A 16,512-nucleotide genomic window follows, 5' to 3' on the forward strand; every position below is an offset into this window, starting at 1 on the left:
CGATCGCGGCCCCCGCAATGCGGCGATCAGCGCCGGCTGAACCTGCGCTCGCGCGCCTTGTAGAGTTGATCGGTGATCAGCTGCCGCAACTTGGCCGGGTCGTCGAATTCGAGCTGGACGGCAAACGGCACGATGCCGGCGGGCACGCCTTCACTGCCATGCAGGCGCGCAAGATCCTTTTCCGTCGTCGCCAGCGTGAGCTGCTCGCGCTGTGCTTCCGCCGCGAGCTCGGCGAGCTCCTCGCGCGAGAACATGTGATGATCGTCGAAGCGGCGCGTGCGCGCGACCTCGATGCCGCTGGCCTGCAACGTGCGGAAAAAGCGCGCGGGATCGCCGATGCCGGCAAAAGCAAAGACCCGCTTGCCGAGGAGCTGCGCGAGTGAGGCCGCCTCCGGCTTCAACCGCGCGCGCAGCTCGGGCTTGTTGCGCTTGGCGAGCTCGGCGGCGACGTCATTGGCGGCACGCCCGTCGCCGATCAGCACCAGCGCGTCGGTGCGCGCGAGCTGCGCCTGCAGCGGCGCACGCAGCGGGCCGGCGGGAAACACCGCGCCGTTGCCGAGGCCGCGCTCGCTGTCGATCACGATCAGCGAGGCATCCTTCAAAAGACTCGGGTTCTGGAAACCGTCGTCCATCAGGATCACGGTGGCGCCTCGCGACTTCGCCAGCGCGACGCCATCAAGGCGGTCGCGCGCCACGGCAACAGGAATGTCGCGCGCCATCATCAACGGCTCGTCGCCGACGTCGGTCGCGGTGTGGCGCTCGCGGTCGACCATGACAGGGCCCGTCAGGCGGCCGCCATAGCCGCGGCTCAGGACCACAGGCGTCTCACCGAGCTCGCGCAACAGCCTGGTCAGCGCCAGCACGGTCGGCGTCTTGCCGGCGCCGCCGACATGGTAATTGCCGACGCAAATCACGGGGATACCGGCGTCAAAGCCCGTGCGCAGCATGCGCCGTTCGGTGATCGCACCGTAGAGCGCGCCGAGCGGCCATAAGACGTATGACTGGAGAGAACGTGGCCGGTACCAGAAGGCCGGCTCACGCATTGGCGGCTCCCATCTCGATCCGCAGCTGCAACAGATACGGTTCGAGCGCGGCCATCGTGCGATCGAGCGCGCCGCCGAGTTGCTCGACCACGCCCGCACCCGCCCGCTGCATCTTGTCGCAAACGCTCGGGTCGGCGAGCAACAGGCCGAGCTGCTTGACCAGCGCCTCCTGCGTGTCGGCCTGGCGCGCGCCGCCGCCCCGGTCGAGCGCCTCGTAGACCTCGGCGAAGTTGAAGACGTGCGGGCCGTGGACGATGGCCGCACCAAGCTTGATCGCCTCGATCGGGTTCTGCCCGCCGTGCCGGATCAGCGATCCGCCCATGAACACGACGGGCGAGAGGCGATAGAACAGGCCGAGTTCGCCCATGGTGTCGGCGACGTAGACGTCGGTCGCGGCCGTCGGCAGCTCCTCGCGCGAGCGCAAGGCAGGCTTGAGGCCGGACGCCGTGACGAGGCCTGCAATCGAGGAGCCGCGATTGGGATGGCGCGGCACGATCACAGTCAGAAGCTGCGGGGAGAAGCCGACCAGGCTGCGATGTGCCGCGACCAGCATCTCGTCCTCGCCCGGATGGGTCGAGGCCGCGACGATAATCGGCCGCCCGCGCGTCACCGCCATCAGCCGTTCGAGTTTTGCGGGATCGGCCGGCGGCGCCGGCACGTCGAGCTTGAGATTGCCCGTGGTGACGACGTCCCGGCCGCCGAGCGCGGAGAAGCGCTCCGCGTCGGTCCTGGATTGCGCGAGACAAATATCGAACCGCGACAGCAGCGCGGAGATGGTGCCGTGCATCCGCCGCCAGCGCGGGAAGGAGCGCGGCGACATCCGCCCGTTGATCAGCACCATCGGCACCCGCCGTGCGGCGCCCGCCAGGATCAGGTTCGGCCACAAATCGGATTCGATGAACAGCGCCAGCGACGGCTGCCAATGGTCGAGGAAGCGCGCGACATAGCGCGGCGAATCATACGGCACATATTGATGGATGACGTCGGGCGGAAAGCGCTTTGCGACGACCGCCGCCGAGGTGACCGTGCCCGAGGTGAGCAGGATGCGCAGATTGAGATCGCGCAGGCGCTCGATCAGCGCCGCCGCCGCCAGCACCTCGCCGACGCTGGCGCCGTGGATCCAGACCAGCGGGCCGTGCGGCCGCACGTCGCGGGACAGGCCGCGCCGCTCGCCGACCCGCGCGGGGTCCTCCTTGCCCTGCTTCAGCCGCCGCTTGATCAGCGCAGGGGCGAGCGGCACCAGGCCGCTAGCCAGGCGCCGATACATCCGGAGCGTGATCGGCAGCGCAATGGGCAGCGATTTAGGCATCTTCCGGTCCCGGGCGGCCGAGCTGCGCATAGGCGCGCCGGGTCGCCTCGTTCAGCGTCTCCTCGAGCTCCTGCCGCAGCGCTTCCATCATGGCGGCGTCAGCATCCGGCGGAACGTGGATTTCCTTGATGCCGACCAATGCGCCCCGCCCGAATGGCAAATTGATGGTGGTGCGGTCCCAGTTCTTGAGCCGGACGAAGCGGCTGGTCGCCATCGCGAAAGGCATGATCGGCCGCCCCGATTCCCGTGCCAGCATGATGATGCCGAGCCCGGCCACGCGCGAGCGCTTGGGGACATCGGCGGTCAGCGCGACATTACAACCGTCCTGGAGCGTCCGCACCATTTCCTTGAAGGCGCCGACCCCGCCCTTGCGGTGGAACGCCCCGCCGTGATCGCCGGAACCTCTGATCGTGCCGATGCCGAGCCGCTCGGCGGCGATGGCATTGAACTCGCCGTCGCGATGCCGTGAGATCAGGACCTTGGCCTTGTACCAGTCCTTGTTCTTGATGAACGGCGTGAGGAAGTGCTGGCCGTGCCAGAAGGCGAAGATCGCCGGGATCTGCGGCTCGACGATGTCATAGACGTCCGACGGATCGAACGTGAACTTGTTGGTCCGCCAGACAAAGCGCAGATATTCGGCCGCCAGGACCCCGACGGCACGCTGAACGAAGCTGCTTCGCAGCGTATTGCGAAGCAGTTTTTTCAACGCGCCGGTTCTTGATTCGGGTCGAGCAGCCGGTGGAGATGGACGATGAAATAGCGCATCTGCGCATTGTCGACCGTGCTCTGCGCCTTGGCGCGCCAGGCGGCGTGCGCCGTCGCGTAGTTCGGATAGAGGCCGACGATGTCGACGTCGTCCAGGTTCTTGAAGGTGCTGTGCTCGAGATCGACGAGCTCTCCGCCGATGACGAGGTGAAGCAGTTGTTGCGGGGCACTATCTGACATGGGTTCTCTTTCTAACGGGCTGCCCGGCAAAGCAGTGATCAACAGGCACGCGAAAGCGCTTCAGGGCAAGGGACGGTTGCGAAAATGCGTGACAATGCTCGCATGACGATCGCGTCCCGCTGCCACCAGCACCCCGTGGGCCACTTCCCGGCGGTTATAGAGGATGGGATCTCCGGAGAGGTCGCTCATCCTACCATCCGCTTCCTGCACGATCAAATCGGCCGCCGCAAGGTCCCAATCATGGCTGTTGCCGCCCGCAAAAGCCGCATCCAGCGCGCCATGGGCGACCCGGCAGAGCCGGAGCGCGAGCGAGCCGATTCGCGGGTGCAGCTTGATCTCACCGAGTGACGGCTTCAGGCGCTCGACCAGAGGTTTTGGCCCGGCGACGCGCGAGAAGTCGAGTTCGGATCCGCCAGTCGCCCGCACAGCCTTGCCGTTCAGCGTCGTACCTTGCCCTCGGACCGCAAAGAAGAACTCGTCGATGGTCGGCGCGAACACCGCGGCGAGAACGGGCGTGGCGTCCTCGACCAGCGCGACGCTGACGCACCACTCGTCATGGCCGCCCAGATAATTGCGCGTGCCGTCGATCGGGTCGACCACCCATGTCAGCCGCCGCGACAGCCGCTTGGCGTCGTCGGCGCTCTCCTCGGAGAGCCAGCCATAGTCCGGCGTGGCGGCGCGCAGCCGCGCCTCGAGCAGATCGTTGACGGCGATGTCGGCTTCCGAGACCGGCGAGGACGCGCCCTTGATCCACTTCTTCAGCTCGGTCCGGAACATCGACTGGGCGAGCGCGCCCGCCTCCCGCACCGCGTCTTTCAGCAGCGCCGCGTCGTGGGTCAGGATGGTCGAGTCGAGGGAGTTCGCGTCAGCGTCCGCCAAGCGTCAAGCCCTCGATGCGCACCGTCGGCGCATTGATGCCGTAGCGGAATTCGAGATTGTTCGCCGGCTGCATCGACTTGAAGATCTCGAACAGATGGCCGGCGATCGTGACCTCGCTGACGGGATAGGTGATCTCGCCGTTCTCGATCCAGAAGCCGGAGGCGCCGCGGCTGTAATCGCCAGTGACGCCGTTGACGCCGGAGCCGATCAGGTCGGTGACGTAGAAGCCCTGCTTGATGTCGGCGATCAATTCGGCCGGCGTCGGCGTGCCGGCTTCGAGGTGCAGATTGTACGGCCCCGGCGACGGCGAGGACGAGACGCCGCGATGGGCGTGGCCTGTGGTGGCCAGCCCAAGCTCGCGCGCGGTGGCGCAGTCGAGCAGCCAGGTGGTCAGCACGCCTTCATCGACCAGCGCAATTGTTTTCACCGCGACGCCTTCGGCGTCGAAGGTCTGCGAGCGCAGGCCGCGCTTGCGCAAGGGGTCATCGATGATGCGGATGTTCTTGGCGAACAGCTGCTGGCCGAGCTTGTCCTTGAGGAAGCTGGTCTTGCGCGCGATCGAGGCGCCGTTGATGGCGCCGACGAGATGGCCGACCAGCGAGCCCGCGACGCGCGGGTCGAACACCACGGGCACCTTGCAGGTCTCGACCTTGCGCGGATTGTAGCGCGCCACGGTGCGCTCGCCGGCGGATCGGCCGACGGCTTCCGGCGACAGCAGGTCGGCGCCATGCGGCGCGGAGGTGAAATCGTAGTCGCGCTCCATGCTGGTGCCCTCGCCGGAAATGGCGGTGGCCGAGATGCCCTGGCTGGAACGCAGGTAGGAGCCATGGAAGCCGGTCGAGGTGACGAGCACCATGCCGCCCATGCCGGCGGAGGCCGAGGCGCCGCCGGATTTCGTGACTCCCTTCACCGCGAGTGCGGCAGCTTCAGCGGCGAGCGCACGGCGCTCGAGCTCCGAGGTCGCGGGCACGTCGGGATCGAGCAGATCGAGATCGGGGAAGTCGCGCGCGAGCAGCGCGGGATCGGCGAGGCCGACATATTTGTCGACGGGCGCAACCCTCGCCATCGCCACCGCGCGTTCGGCGAGCTTGGTCACGGCATCGCCGCTGACGTCGTTGGTGGAGACCACCGCCTGGCGCTGGCCGACCAGCACGCGCAGGCCGACATCATCGCCCTCGGACCGCTCGGATTCCTCGACGCGGCCGTCGCGAACCTCGACCCCTTGCGAGACGCCGCGCACCGCGACCGCATCGGCCGCATCGGCGCCTGCGCGTCTGGCCGCCTCCACCAGCCGCTGTGCGAGATCGGACAGCGCGGACTGATCGAACAGATCACGATTGGCTTTGGGCGAAAGCGTCGAGCTTGGTGAAGGGTTCACAAACGAAATCCTGTTGGGGCGAGGGTCGGGCCCGGAACGGCCGAACCCACCAGATGTGCCCAAATGGTGCGGACTTCAAGCATTTTCAGCCCGCAAAAAGCTCAGATTCGCTTCGTTGGCGCAACGTCTCGTCAATCATGCGCGCCAAGGTCTTGTCAATCATGAGCCGTGGTCACGCCGGGTTAACCAGCCTTTTTAAGCGGTTTCGGAAAGGGGCGCGCTAAGGTCCTCGCATCGACCGGGAACATAATCCCGGCGGGGAGAACGAAAGCCGTGAGGCGTCAAACATCAACATGCGGGGTCGCTCCCGCCGGGTCGAGCCGCTCCCTGCGGCTCGACCCCCTTTCCCTTCCGGTCCGCTTCGACGCGCATGATCCGCGCGCCGACGGATACACCAGGCAGATCGAGCTTCATCGCGAGCGTGTCGTGTTGCGCCGTGCCGTCCGCGGCATGCAGATGGCGATCAACGTCCGCGTCAGCGATTTCACCGGCATCGCGCTGCGCGGCCATGACGAGGCGCAGGCGCTCGTCCTCGTCCATCGCGACCCTTCCCTCTCCGTTCCGCTGCTGGTCGGCGCCGAAGCCAATGAGCTTACCGAGGCCTGGGCGATCTGGAGCGAGATCTTTGCGCTTCCGCAGCTCGACGAAGGTGCGCGCAAGCCCGCAGCCCGCCGTCGTCGCGCCAACGCGATCCGCGCCCGACGTCCGAAATTCTTGATGCGCCGCCGCACCGGCATGGCGCGCGAGCTGGCCGTTCACCGCGACGAACGCGAGATCATCGCGCGGAACTGAAGGTGCCGTGGGGTTGGTTGGCCGTAGGCGTAACCCACCAATATCTGTCCGCATCGAAAGCAAAGTGGTGGGTTACGCCGAGCAACTGCGCTCCGCGCAGCACGGGGCTAACCTACCCTGCTAATTACGCCGCCCGCATCACCGCGTCCGCGAGCAATCCGGCAAACAGCAGCGCACCAGCATGCTTGTTCGACTTGAACAGGCGCAGGCACAGCACGGGATCCTCTGTCCTGAGCCGCACGATCTGCCAGACCAGATGCGCGGCGAACGCCGCGAGCCCGAGCCAGGCCGGCCAGCGCACATCGCTTGAGGCCAGCGCGACGCCGATCAGCACCACCGCGAGCCCATAGAACAGGATCAGGGCCTGGTGCGTGTGCGCGCCGAACAGGCGCGCGGTGGACTTGACGCCGATCAGCGCGTCGTCCTCGGTGTCCTGATGCGCATAGATGGTGTCATAGCCGATCACCCAGGCAATCGACCCGGCATAGAGCACCAGCGCGGTCAGGTCGATGCGTCCGAAGGTGACGGCAAAGCCCATCAGCGCACCCCAGGAGAAGGCAAGTCCGAGGAAGACCTGCGGCCACCAGGTGATCCGCTTCATGAAAGGATAGATGGCGACGACCGCGAGCGAAGCGATGCCGGTCGCGACCGCAAAACGGTTGAACTGAAGCAGCACGACGAGACCGACCAGCGCCTGCGCGATCATGAAGGCCAGCGCCTGCTTCACGGTGATCTGCCCCGCGGGCAGCGGCCGCAAGCGCGTGCGCTCGACCTTGGCATCGAGGTCGCGGTCGGTGATATCGTTCCAGGTGCAGCCCGCGCCACGCATCACAAAGGCGCCGATGAAGAACAGCACGATGGTGAGCGGCAGACGGCTGATATCGTGCGCGATGCCGGCGGCGAGCGCCGCCGACCACCAGCACGGCATCAGCAGAAGCCAGGAGCCGATCGGACGATCGAAGCGGGACACCCGCAGGTAGGGCCGCGCCCAATGCGGCGCGAGCGTATCGACCCAGTTGCCGGTGGAGTCGGCAACGCGGGCGGATGTGTCGCTCATCGGGTCAGGACGTTGCCGTTGAGCGTATCGAAGGTGCTGCCGCCCTTCTTGCCGGCATTGGCCTCGGGCGCCGAGCCCGAGCCCAGCACCTCGCTCAACGACGGACCTGCCGGACCGCGCGGCTGGTTCTGCATCTGCTGCGCGACATTGCAGACCTTGGTCTGCATGGCCTCGGTGTTCTTGTGGCCGTCCTTCATCTGCGCGCCGACATTCGGCGGGATTCCGCATTTGGCGGCGTTGGTCTCGATGTACTTGATCATCTTCATTTCAGCCTGGCTGAAATTGCGGATCAGCTTGCAGGCCTCGTCCGGTGGCGCATGTCGGTCGCTCGCGGCCTTGATCGCCTTGCCGCGCTTCTCGGCTTCCTCGCGCAAGGGAAGGAAGGCCTTCATGCAGTCCTCACCCGGGGCCTGCGTCGGCGGGGCCGCACTGAAAGCGCCAGCGCCGCCGATCGGCGCAGCGCCGTTCACGGGAAACGAGGATTGCGGCGCCGCGCCGACAGAGGCGGTCGGCGCCGAGCCGTTCACGGGCGGAAATGCCGAGCTGCTCGCGGCCTGGTTCGGCAGCGGCGCCGGGAAGGCGCTTTGCGCATAGGCGCCCGCGGCCCCCATGGTGACCATGGCGGCAGTGATCGGAACCATCAGATGACGGATCATCAAGGCAGTCTCTCCGGCAGGAGCTTACGGGGTTCAGCGTCTTCCCATTGAAGCGCAACCAGCGTGTTCGCGTTTTTACGATTCCCGCCAGCGCTTAACAACCCGTCGAATAGGGCAAGAGCGCGGCGCGGGGACGCACCGATTCAGCGATATTTACCCCCAAAACGACTGGTTTCGGTTAAGAACGGCCCCAAATTGGACCTTTGAACGATGCCATCCCACGATTTTCGCGCCCCCCGCCTGTTCGTTGATGCTCTCCTCGCCCAGGACGCCAGGGTCCCGCTCGACCGCGACCAGAGCAATTATCTCGGCAATGTGCTGCGGCTGTCGGCGGGGGCCGAGGTGCTGGCCTTCAACGGCCGCGACGGCGAGTGGCAGGCCGCGGTCGAAGGCCGCAAGCGGCCGGACGGCCTCGTCATCCTGCAGCAGACCCGGCCCCAGGACCGTCTGGCCGACCTCACTTATGTCTTCGCCCCGCTCAAGCATGCCCGGCTCGACTACATGGTCCAGAAGGCCATCGAGATGGGCGCCGCCAGCCTTCAACCGGTCCTGACCAGGTATACCCAGGCCTCCCGGGTCAACACCGAACGGATGCGCGCCAATGTGGTCGAGGCGGCGGAGCAATGCGGCATCCTCAGCATCGCTACCGTCGGCGAGCCGGTGCCGCTGGAGCGGTACCTCAGCCAGCGCGCCGCAGGCCGCCGGCTGATCTTCTGCGACGAGGCGGCGGAGGTCCAAAACCCCGTTCAGAGCCTGCAAGGCGCCCGCAAGGCGGGGCAAGGTATCGACGTGCTGATCGGCCCCGAAGGCGGCTTTGCCGAGGAAGAGCGGGCGCTGCTGCTGCGGCAGCCCAGCATCCTGCGGCTGGCCCTCGGCCCCCGCATCATGCGGGCCGACACGGCCGCCGTCGCCGCCCTGGCGCTGGTGCAGGCGGTGCTGGGCGACTGGGGTGGCAAAAACGGCTGATCCCGACGCATTGCCCGCCGTTAAGCGATTGATCCTTTGGAGGTCGAAACCGATGTCGGGCCATGCTAAGGGCTCCGCCAATTCGCCTCCGCCTCCCCTGCTCTGCCCGCTTCCACCGGGACGATGGACCCCTGAGATGACCGCGACTGCCACCTCAAATGCTGCCGGCTCCGCCGCCTGGGCGGATACGCTGCTCTTGTCGTTCGCGCAGGCCGGCTATGTCAGGGCCGAGCCCGCGATTCTGCAGCCGGCCGAGCCGTTTCTGGACCTGTCCGGCGAGGACATCCGCAAGAGCCTGTACCTGACCAGCGACCTCTCCGGCGAGGAACTCTGCCTGCGCCCGGACCTCACCATCCCCGTCGCCCGCGACTATCTCGCCTCCGGCCGGGCCGGCCAGCCAGCAGGATTCAGCTATCTCGGACCGGTGTTTCGCTACCGCAGCGGCCAGGCCAGCGAATTCCTGCAGGCCGGCATCGAATCGTTCGGCCGTCAGGACCGCGCCGCGGCCGACGCCGAAATGCTGGCGCTGGCGCTGGAGGCGACGGCCGCCTTCGGCGTCCGCGACGTCGAGATCCGCACCGGTGACGTCGCACTGTTCAACGCGCTGCTCGACGCACTCAACCTCTATCCGGTCTGGCGCCGCCGCCTGGTCAAGGATTTCAACCGCAAGATCAGCCTGGAACAGGATCTGGAGCGGCTGGCGGCCGCGGCCACCGCGAAGCGCAGCGAATATGAGGGCGTGCTGGCAGCGCTCGCAGGCTCGGACCGGAAGGCGGCACTCGCTTTCGTCACCGATCTGATGTCGATCGCCGGCACCACCAATGTCGGCGGCCGCACCACGGCCGAGATCGCCGACCGCTTCCTAGAGCAGTCGACGCTGAAGGGCGGCGCACTGCCGCGCGAGGCCATCGCCGTGCTCAAGCGCTTCCTGTCGATCGCGGGCAATCCGGACGATGCCGTCGCCGAGCTGCGTGCGCTCACGACTGACGCGAAGCTCGATCTCAATGCTGCGATCGACCAGTTCGAGAGCCGGGTCGGCTTTATGGCCGCGCGCGGCATCGAGGTGAAGCAGGCGCGCTTTTCGACCGCGTTCGGACGCGGGCTCGACTATTACACCGGCTTCGAATTCGAGCTGCACCACAGCGGCAACGGCGCCGAGCCGCTGGTCGCGGGCGGCCGCTATGACGGGCTGATGACCCAGCTCGGATCTAGCGAGCCGATCGCCGCGGTCGGGTTCTCGGTCTGGGTGGACGCGCTGAACCGGATCGGCCGCAAGGTAGGAGCTTAAGTCATGAGCGCGCCATTCGTTCTGGCCGTTCCCTCCAAGGGCCGCCTGCAGGAAAACGCGGAAGGCTTCTTCGCTCGTGCCGGCCTCAAGCTGTCGAAGGCCGGCGGCGCCCGCGACTATCGCGGCACCATCGCAGGGCTCGACAATGTCGAGGTCGCCTATCTCTCGGCGAGCGAGATCGCATCGCAGCTGTCCCGCGGCTTCGCGCATCTCGGCGTCACCGGCGAGGATCTCGTGCGCGAGACCATCGCGGACGCCGACAAGCGCGTGTCGCTGATCGAGGGGCTCGGCTTCGGCTATGCCGACGTCGTCGTCGCGGTGCCGCAGGCCTGGATCGACGTCCGCACCATGGCCGATCTCGACGACGTCACCACCGGCTTCCGCGAGCAGCATCACATGCGGATGCGGGTCGCGACCAAGTTCGTCAACCTCACGCGTGCCTTCTTCCAGAGCCACGGCATCACCGATTACCGCATCGTCGAAAGCGCGGGCGCAACCGAAGGCGCGCCGGCGGCCGGCAGCGCCGAGTTGATCGTCGACATCACCACCACGGGCGCGACGCTGGCCGCCAACGGCCTGCGGGTGCTCGACGACGGCGTGATCCTGCGCAGCCAGGCCAATCTGGTCGCCTCGAAGGACGCCGACTGGTCGCCGCAGGCGCGCGAGACTGCGCGCGTCATCCTCGATCACATCGCAGCAAGGGCGCGCGCCAACAAATACCGCGAGGTCCGCACCCGCTTCCGGCAGTGCGACGCCGCCCTGCTCGGCGAAGCCCACAGCCGGTTCGGCGTCGAGGCCCCGTTCGGCGGGCCGACCTCGTCCGGCATGCTGACGCTGCACTGCCCGCCGGGGCAGCTCTATGCACTGGCGAGCTTCCTGCGCGAGCATGGCGCCGACACGGTCTCGGTGGCCTCGCTCGACTACGTGTTCGACCGGGAGAACCCGCTGTTCGCCAAGCTCGAGGCGTTCCTGCGGCGGTGAGCCCAAAGTTTGCTGAGCAGCTCCGTTCAGCGTAGCGACAGCAAACCGCAGCTACCATATGCTGTTGAGATGACCTTGATCTCCTCTGGAACCCCAATCGATGACGCTGGGCTCTGACGTTTCCGGCATGACGACCACCGCAGGCACCGCCGCGGCGAAGGGACTGTCGATTGTCGTCCCCGTCTACAACGAGGCGGCCGGCCTCGCCGCCCTGCACCAGCGCATCTGCGAGCTCGCCAAGACCTTGCGCGAGCGCTATCGGCTCGCTTGCGAGGTCGTCTATGTCGACGACGGCAGCGCGGACGCGACACTTTCGATCGCACGTTCGTTGCCGGCTGACGCGATCAGCATCCAGGTGGTGTCGCTGTCGCGCAATTTCGGCAAGGAGGCGGCGCTGATGGCCGGCCTCGACCATGCCCGGCTCGGCGCCGTGATGTTCATGGACGGCGACGGCCAGCATCCGCCGGCCCTGGTCGAGCAGCTGGTGCGGCACTGGATCGATGACGGCTATGACGTCGTCTATACCGCCAAGGCGCATCGCGACAACGAGACGTTCCTGCGCCGCCTCGCCGTGCACGGCTTCTACGCGCTGATCAATTGGGGCGCGCGCCAGAAGATCCCCGAGGATGCCGGCGATTTCCGCCTGCTGTCGCCGCGCGCAGTCGCAGCGCTCAGGCAATTGCCGGAGCGCAACCGCTTCTTCAAGGGCCTCGCCAGCTGGATCGGCTTCCGCCAGATCCGCGTCGACTACGAGCCGGCACCGCGCGCACATGGCGTTACCACCTTCAACGCCGCGCGACTGCTTGGCCTTTCAATCGAGGGCCTGACCTCGTTCTCGGTGGCGCCGTTGCGCTTCGCCAGCCTGCTCGGCGTGGTGCTCGCCGGCGGCGCCTTCCTGTTCGGCCTGTCGATCCTGTGGGAGGTATGGACAACCGGCAAGCAGGTGCCCGGCTATCCCTCGCTCGTGGTCGGCCTGATGACCATCGGCGGCGTGCAGCTCATCATGATCGGCATCGTCGGCGAATATATCGGCAAGATCCTCTCCGAGCTGAAGGCGCGGCCGATCTACTTCGTCGCCGAGCACAGCGAGAGGCATTTCGAGGCCGACAAGGCCCAGGATGCTTCAAGCCAGGACGCTTCAAGCCAGGACGGTTCGAGCCAGGACGGTTCGAGCCAGGACGCCTCGAGCAGGACGGCGGCCGAATGAGCAGCGCCGCGAGCCCGCGGCGAATCTGGCTCTGCGCCGACGATTACGGCATCAGCCCGGGCGTCAACCGCGCCATCCGTGACCTCATCGAACGCGGCCGCCTCAACGCCACTTCGGTGATGATGGTGGGAGCTGCGATCGAACGCAGCGAGGCCGAGGCGCTTCAGGCTACGGTGAAAGCGAGCCCGCGCTGCGCGATCGGATTGCATGTCACGCTGTCGGCGCCGTTTCGGCCGCTCACCATGCATTTCCGTCCCCTCGATGGCGATATGTTCCTGCCGTTTCCAAAGCTGCTGCGCGCCGGTCTTGCGCGGCGGCTCGACCGCGAATTCTTTCGCGCCGAGGTGAAGGCGCAGCTCGCCGCCTTCGTCGACGCCTTCGGCCGCACGCCTGATTTCGTCGACGGCCATCAGCATGTGCAGCTCTATCCGCAGGTGCGCGACGGCTTTGTCGATGCGGTTGTTGAGGCTGCGCCACAGGCCTGGGTGCGCCAGGGCGGCCGCAAGCTGCCACTGGCGCAGCGGCTGGCCTCGCCCAAAGCCATGGTGCTCGACATCCTCAGCGCGCAATTCCGCCGCCGCGCCGCCAGCGCCGGCCTCGCCTTCAATCCCGGCTTCGCCGGCGCCTATGATTTCACGCGCGCGGCCGATTTCGGCGAGCTGATGCGGCAGTTTCTGGAAGGCCTGCCGGACGGCGGCCTCGTGATGTGCCATCCCGGCTTCGTCGACGACATCCTCACCAGCCTCGATCCGATGACCGACGTCCGCGAGCGCGAGCACGCCTATCTGAAGAGCGATGCATTCGCCCGCCTGCTGGCGGACAGCAACGTGACACTGGCATGAAGTCGGCGAAAAGCCGGCCAGGGCAGCCAAGAGGCAGCTTGTCGCATACCGAAATTTAATCCGGCCGGCACTGTTGGGGCCACAATGGAACCCTACATCTTCTGCGCGCTTGGTTTTGCGCGAAGGAGACAGATCATGACCCCGCAGGAACGCCAGCTCGTCGACGACCTTTTCGACCGGCTTTCAAAGCTGGAAAATGCCCCGCGCGATCCCGACGCGATCGCCGCGATCTCCGACGGCCTGCGCAAGGCGCCCGGCGCGGTCTATGCGCTGGTGCAGACCGTGCTGCTGCAGGATGAAGCCCTCAAGCGCGCCAATGCCCGCATCCAGGAACTGGAAGCGGCCCATGCGCCGGAGCCGGCCCAGTCCGGCGGTTTCCTCGATACCATGCGCGACACGCTGTTCGGCTCGAGCCCGTCGCGCGGCTCGGTTCCGAACGTGCCGCCGCGTGAGGAGCGGCCGGTCTGGAACAGCGGCCAGGCGATGCAGCAGTCCCAGCCGGGCTACGGCCAGCCGCCTTATGGCCAGGCTTACGGACAAGGTCCGGGACAGGGTTATGGCGCCCCGCCGGTCGGCGGTGGCGGCGGCTCGTTCCTCGGCACGGCGGCGGCAGCCGCGGCCGGCGTGGTCGGCGGATCGCTGCTGCTCTCGAGCATCCGCGGCATGATGGGCGGCCCGCACCAGCAGGCCTTCGGCGACACCAACGCGCTCGGCGACCGCAGTCCGTGGGGCGGCAGCGATCAGTCGGGCGGCTCGCTCGCGCGCGATGCCGGCCTGAACGACATCGGCTCCAACCGCAGCGACGACTCGCGCCAGGGCTTCTTCGACCAGGCGTCGAACGACCGCGACAACAACGACCAGAACTACGACGACGATCACGACGACAGCATGGACATGGCCGACGACAGCGATTTCGGCAATGACGACGGCGGCAGCGATTACGCGTAACTGCTCGATAGCATGACAAACAACAACGGCCGTCCGGGAGGCGGCCGTTTTTCATTTCCAACTCTTGCGCAGGCCTCTTCCCTTCTCCCCTTGTGGGAGAAGGTGGCGCGAAGCGCCGGATGAGGGGTATCTCTCCAATTGCAGGACTGCTCGTGAGGATGGAGACCCCTCACCCGTCTCGCCGCGGCGCGGCGATCCACCCTCTCCGCAAGGGGAGAGGGTGAGCAGCGAACGCTTGGCTACATTACCACGACCTTGGTGCCGACATTGACGCGGCCGTAGAGGTCGATGACGTCTTCGTTGCGCATGCGGATGCAGCCGGAGGAGACGTTGGTGCCGATGGTCCAGGGCTCGTTGGAGCCGTGGATGCGGTAGAGCGTGGAGCCGAGATACATCGCGCGGGCGCCGAGCGGATTTTCGGGGCCGCCTTCCATGTGCCGCGGCAGATCAGGCCGGCGCGCGAGCATCTCCGCGGGCGGGGTCCAGTCCGGCCATTCGCGCTTGGCGGTGATCGACTTCACGCCGGACCAGGTGAAGCCGGGACGCCCGACGCCGATGCCGTAGCGCATCGCCTTGCCGTTGCCCTCGACGAGATAGAGGAACTTGTTCGGCGTATCGACCACGATCGTGCCGGCGCTTTCATTGCCGCTATAGTCAACAACCTGTTTCTCGAATTTCGGATCGAACGGACGCTGCCGCGGGTCGATCGCCTCCTGCTGCAGTCCTGCACCTTGCTGATATCCACCCTGCATCTGCGGCTCGCTCATCGGCGGCAGCCGGCGCTGGTCGTAATAGCCCGGCTGCTGCTGATACACCGGCCGCTCGGGCGCATAGGCCGGACCGCGACCCGGACCATCGCCGAACAGGAATTCGATGAAGCCGCCGCCCATGTTCGAGTTGGAGGCGACGCGCACCGACGCCGGCGGCACGCGCGGCTGATAGAGCACCGCGGGCGGATCGTTCGGCACTGTGTTGTCGAAAGCGCTGGCGCCGCTGGTGCCGGCAATGAAGGTGCAAGCGCTGCCGAGCAGCGCGACAGACATTTTCTTGAACATCGACGTACTCTGTACTGTTTCGTCTAGATCACATGCGTCGTGCAGGTCTGGTGGCTGATCCACGCCCGCGACGTGGTCAATAAAAAGCAAAAGCCGTTTTGTTTGGTAAACGTATCAGCCGTTTCGATTCACCACGTCGCGAGCGGGCCTGCAATTTGGCGATCAGCGTTTATTTTCGATGAACGCCGCGCGACCCTCGTTAATCGCTTCTTTGCGCGCCGTCCCGCGCGGCCGCAACGACAGTTCCCGCTGTGAACTTCGTGTTAAATCGCTTCTGCGTACAAAGACGCGTGAGTGAGGTGGGGGGAGTATCCTGATGGCTGTTCACCGCAAGCGTTTTCGTGTCGAGGATATCGCCGGTGGCGAGATGCCCATTCTAGACGTAACTGAAGAGGCAACTCCGATGCACAGCGAGATCATGGCCGAGCTGCGCGCGATCCGCGCCCAGATGGCGAAGGGCATCACGGCCACCCCGCTGACCGGCAGCGCCGCGATGGCGGCGATCGACGCGTCGACCGCGCATGAGCTGTCCGAAGCGCGCACCATGCTCGAGACCTACCGGGCGCAGATCGAGCAATGCGAGAAGCTGAAGGTCGAGCTAGATCTCATCCACGACGCCATCGACCGCACCAAGCGCGAGATCGCGACCCTGCACGGCAAGAGCTTCGACGGCGGCGAGATGGCGAAGGTCAATGGCGAGCTGGGCGCGGTGGTCGGCGGCACCGAGCAGGCGACCCAGCAAATCCTCGAAGCGGCCGAGTCGATCGACCAGGCCGCCAGCGCGATGTCAAAGGTGGACTCGGCCGATCAGCAGAAGCGGCTCGCCGACGACATCCAGGAACGCGTCATCTCTATTTTCGAAGCCTGCAACTTCCAGGACCTGACCGGCCAGCGCATCAGCAAGGTCATGACCACGATGAAGTTCATCGAGCAGCACATCAATGCGATGATGGAGATCTGGGGCGGGGTCGACGCGATCAAGGCTCATGTGCCGGCGCCGGTCGACACGCGCAGCGAGGACGAGAAGCTCCTCAACGGCCCCAAGCTCGCCGGCGACGTCGGCCACGCCTCGCAGGACGACATCGACGCACTGTTCGACTGAGCGGACGCGGCATAGGAAAAAGCAAAACGCCGGCCCTGGGGACCGGCGTTTTTGTTTCTTGTCA

General features: G+C 66.5%; 17 protein-coding genes. 8 read left to right on the forward strand and 9 right to left on the reverse strand.

The features are described 5' to 3' along the window. Positions 1–26: 26 nt before the first annotated feature. Genes lpxK through ACNJYB_RS35060 form a run of 6 tightly spaced genes read right to left on the reverse strand, consistent with a single transcriptional unit; the run spans position 27 to position 5,554 of the window. The gene (gene lpxK / locus ACNJYB_RS35035; RefSeq protein WP_439371165.1) at positions 27–1,043 is read right to left on the reverse strand and encodes a tetraacyldisaccharide 4'-kinase; all 1,017 of its coding nucleotides are present in this window, start codon (positions 1,041–1,043) and stop codon (positions 27–29) included. Beyond that, entirely contained in the window at positions 1,036–2,382 is a 1,347-nt protein-coding gene (locus tag ACNJYB_RS35040) for a 3-deoxy-D-manno-octulosonic acid transferase (RefSeq protein ID WP_439371166.1), read from the reverse strand. Before ACNJYB_RS35040 ends, lpxK begins: the two co-directional genes overlap by 8 nt. Next, the gene (locus tag ACNJYB_RS35045; RefSeq protein ID WP_439371167.1) at positions 2,345–3,058 is read right to left on the reverse strand and encodes a lysophospholipid acyltransferase family protein; all 714 of its coding nucleotides are present in this window, start codon (positions 3,056–3,058) and stop codon (positions 2,345–2,347) included. Before ACNJYB_RS35045 ends, ACNJYB_RS35040 begins: the two co-directional genes overlap by 38 nt. Further along, positions 3,055–3,297 (reverse strand): DUF4170 domain-containing protein, encoded by a 243-nt coding sequence (locus ACNJYB_RS35050; RefSeq protein ID WP_439371169.1) that lies wholly within the window; start codon positions 3,295–3,297, stop codon positions 3,055–3,057. The genes ACNJYB_RS35045 and ACNJYB_RS35050 overlap by 4 nt, the downstream gene beginning before the upstream one ends. A gap of 60 nt (positions 3,298–3,357) precedes the next feature. Further along, on the reverse strand, positions 3,358–4,176 hold the full coding sequence (locus ACNJYB_RS35055; protein WP_439371171.1) for a 3'(2'),5'-bisphosphate nucleotidase CysQ: 819 nt from the start codon (positions 4,174–4,176) through the stop codon (positions 3,358–3,360). Then, positions 4,163–5,554: a TldD/PmbA family protein gene (locus ACNJYB_RS35060; RefSeq protein WP_439371173.1), complete on the reverse strand. Its 1,392-nt coding sequence runs from the start codon at positions 5,552–5,554 to the stop codon at positions 4,163–4,165. Before ACNJYB_RS35060 ends, ACNJYB_RS35055 begins: the two co-directional genes overlap by 14 nt. A 273-nt stretch (positions 5,555–5,827) precedes the next feature. Here ACNJYB_RS35060 and ACNJYB_RS35065 point away from each other — a divergent pair, with 273 nt between their 5' ends. Beyond that, positions 5,828–6,346, forward strand: a complete 519-nt coding sequence (locus ACNJYB_RS35065) for a DUF6101 family protein (protein WP_439371175.1) — start codon at positions 5,828–5,830, stop codon at positions 6,344–6,346. Between the two features lie 124 nt (positions 6,347–6,470). Here the strand turns inward: ACNJYB_RS35065 and ubiA are convergent, their stop codons facing one another. Then, positions 6,471–7,403: a 4-hydroxybenzoate octaprenyltransferase gene (ubiA, locus tag ACNJYB_RS35070; RefSeq protein ID WP_439371176.1), complete on the reverse strand. Its 933-nt coding sequence runs from the start codon at positions 7,401–7,403 to the stop codon at positions 6,471–6,473. After that, positions 7,400–8,059 carry a hypothetical protein gene (locus tag ACNJYB_RS35075; protein WP_439375720.1) on the reverse strand — a complete coding sequence of 220 codons (660 nt, stop codon included), beginning with the start codon at positions 8,057–8,059 and terminating at the stop codon, positions 7,400–7,402. Before ACNJYB_RS35075 ends, ubiA begins: the two co-directional genes overlap by 4 nt. A gap of 210 nt (positions 8,060–8,269) precedes the next feature. On the opposite strand from ACNJYB_RS35075, the gene ACNJYB_RS35080 reads away from it, so the two are divergent. From ACNJYB_RS35080 to ACNJYB_RS35105, 6 genes are all read left to right on the forward strand, one after another. Then, positions 8,270–9,025, forward strand: coding sequence for a 16S rRNA (uracil(1498)-N(3))-methyltransferase (locus ACNJYB_RS35080; RefSeq protein WP_439371177.1), 756 nt, complete (start codon positions 8,270–8,272; stop codon positions 9,023–9,025). 136 nt (positions 9,026–9,161) lie between these two features. Continuing rightward, the gene (locus tag ACNJYB_RS35085; RefSeq protein ID WP_439371179.1) at positions 9,162–10,313 is read left to right on the forward strand and encodes an ATP phosphoribosyltransferase regulatory subunit; all 1,152 of its coding nucleotides are present in this window, start codon (positions 9,162–9,164) and stop codon (positions 10,311–10,313) included. Between the two features lie 3 nt (positions 10,314–10,316). Beyond that, positions 10,317–11,294, forward strand: coding sequence for an ATP phosphoribosyltransferase (gene hisG, locus ACNJYB_RS35090; RefSeq protein WP_439371181.1), 978 nt, complete (start codon positions 10,317–10,319; stop codon positions 11,292–11,294). 100 nt (positions 11,295–11,394) lie between these two features. Beyond that, entirely contained in the window at positions 11,395–12,501 is a 1,107-nt protein-coding gene (locus ACNJYB_RS35095) for a glycosyltransferase family 2 protein (protein ID WP_439371182.1), read from the forward strand. After that, positions 12,498–13,343, forward strand: a complete 846-nt coding sequence (locus tag ACNJYB_RS35100; RefSeq protein WP_439371183.1) for a ChbG/HpnK family deacetylase — start codon at positions 12,498–12,500, stop codon at positions 13,341–13,343. The genes ACNJYB_RS35095 and ACNJYB_RS35100 overlap by 4 nt, the downstream gene beginning before the upstream one ends. A gap of 135 nt (positions 13,344–13,478) precedes the next feature. Continuing rightward, positions 13,479–14,291 carry a DUF2076 domain-containing protein gene (locus ACNJYB_RS35105; RefSeq protein ID WP_439371184.1) on the forward strand — a complete coding sequence of 271 codons (813 nt, stop codon included), beginning with the start codon at positions 13,479–13,481 and terminating at the stop codon, positions 14,289–14,291. A gap of 239 nt (positions 14,292–14,530) precedes the next feature. Here the strand turns inward: ACNJYB_RS35105 and ACNJYB_RS35110 are convergent, their stop codons facing one another. Then, entirely contained in the window at positions 14,531–15,346 is an 816-nt protein-coding gene (locus ACNJYB_RS35110) for a L,D-transpeptidase family protein (RefSeq protein WP_439371185.1), read from the reverse strand. 316 nt (positions 15,347–15,662) lie between these two features. Here ACNJYB_RS35110 and ACNJYB_RS35115 point away from each other — a divergent pair, with 316 nt between their 5' ends. Next, positions 15,663–16,448 carry a protein phosphatase CheZ gene (locus ACNJYB_RS35115; protein WP_439371186.1) on the forward strand — a complete coding sequence of 262 codons (786 nt, stop codon included), beginning with the start codon at positions 15,663–15,665 and terminating at the stop codon, positions 16,446–16,448. Positions 16,449–16,512 lie beyond the last annotated feature (64 nt).

The sequence above is a fragment of the Bradyrhizobium sp. SMVTL-02 genome, assembly GCF_051853005.1.
Classification (GTDB): Bacteria; Pseudomonadota; Alphaproteobacteria; order Rhizobiales; family Xanthobacteraceae; genus Bradyrhizobium.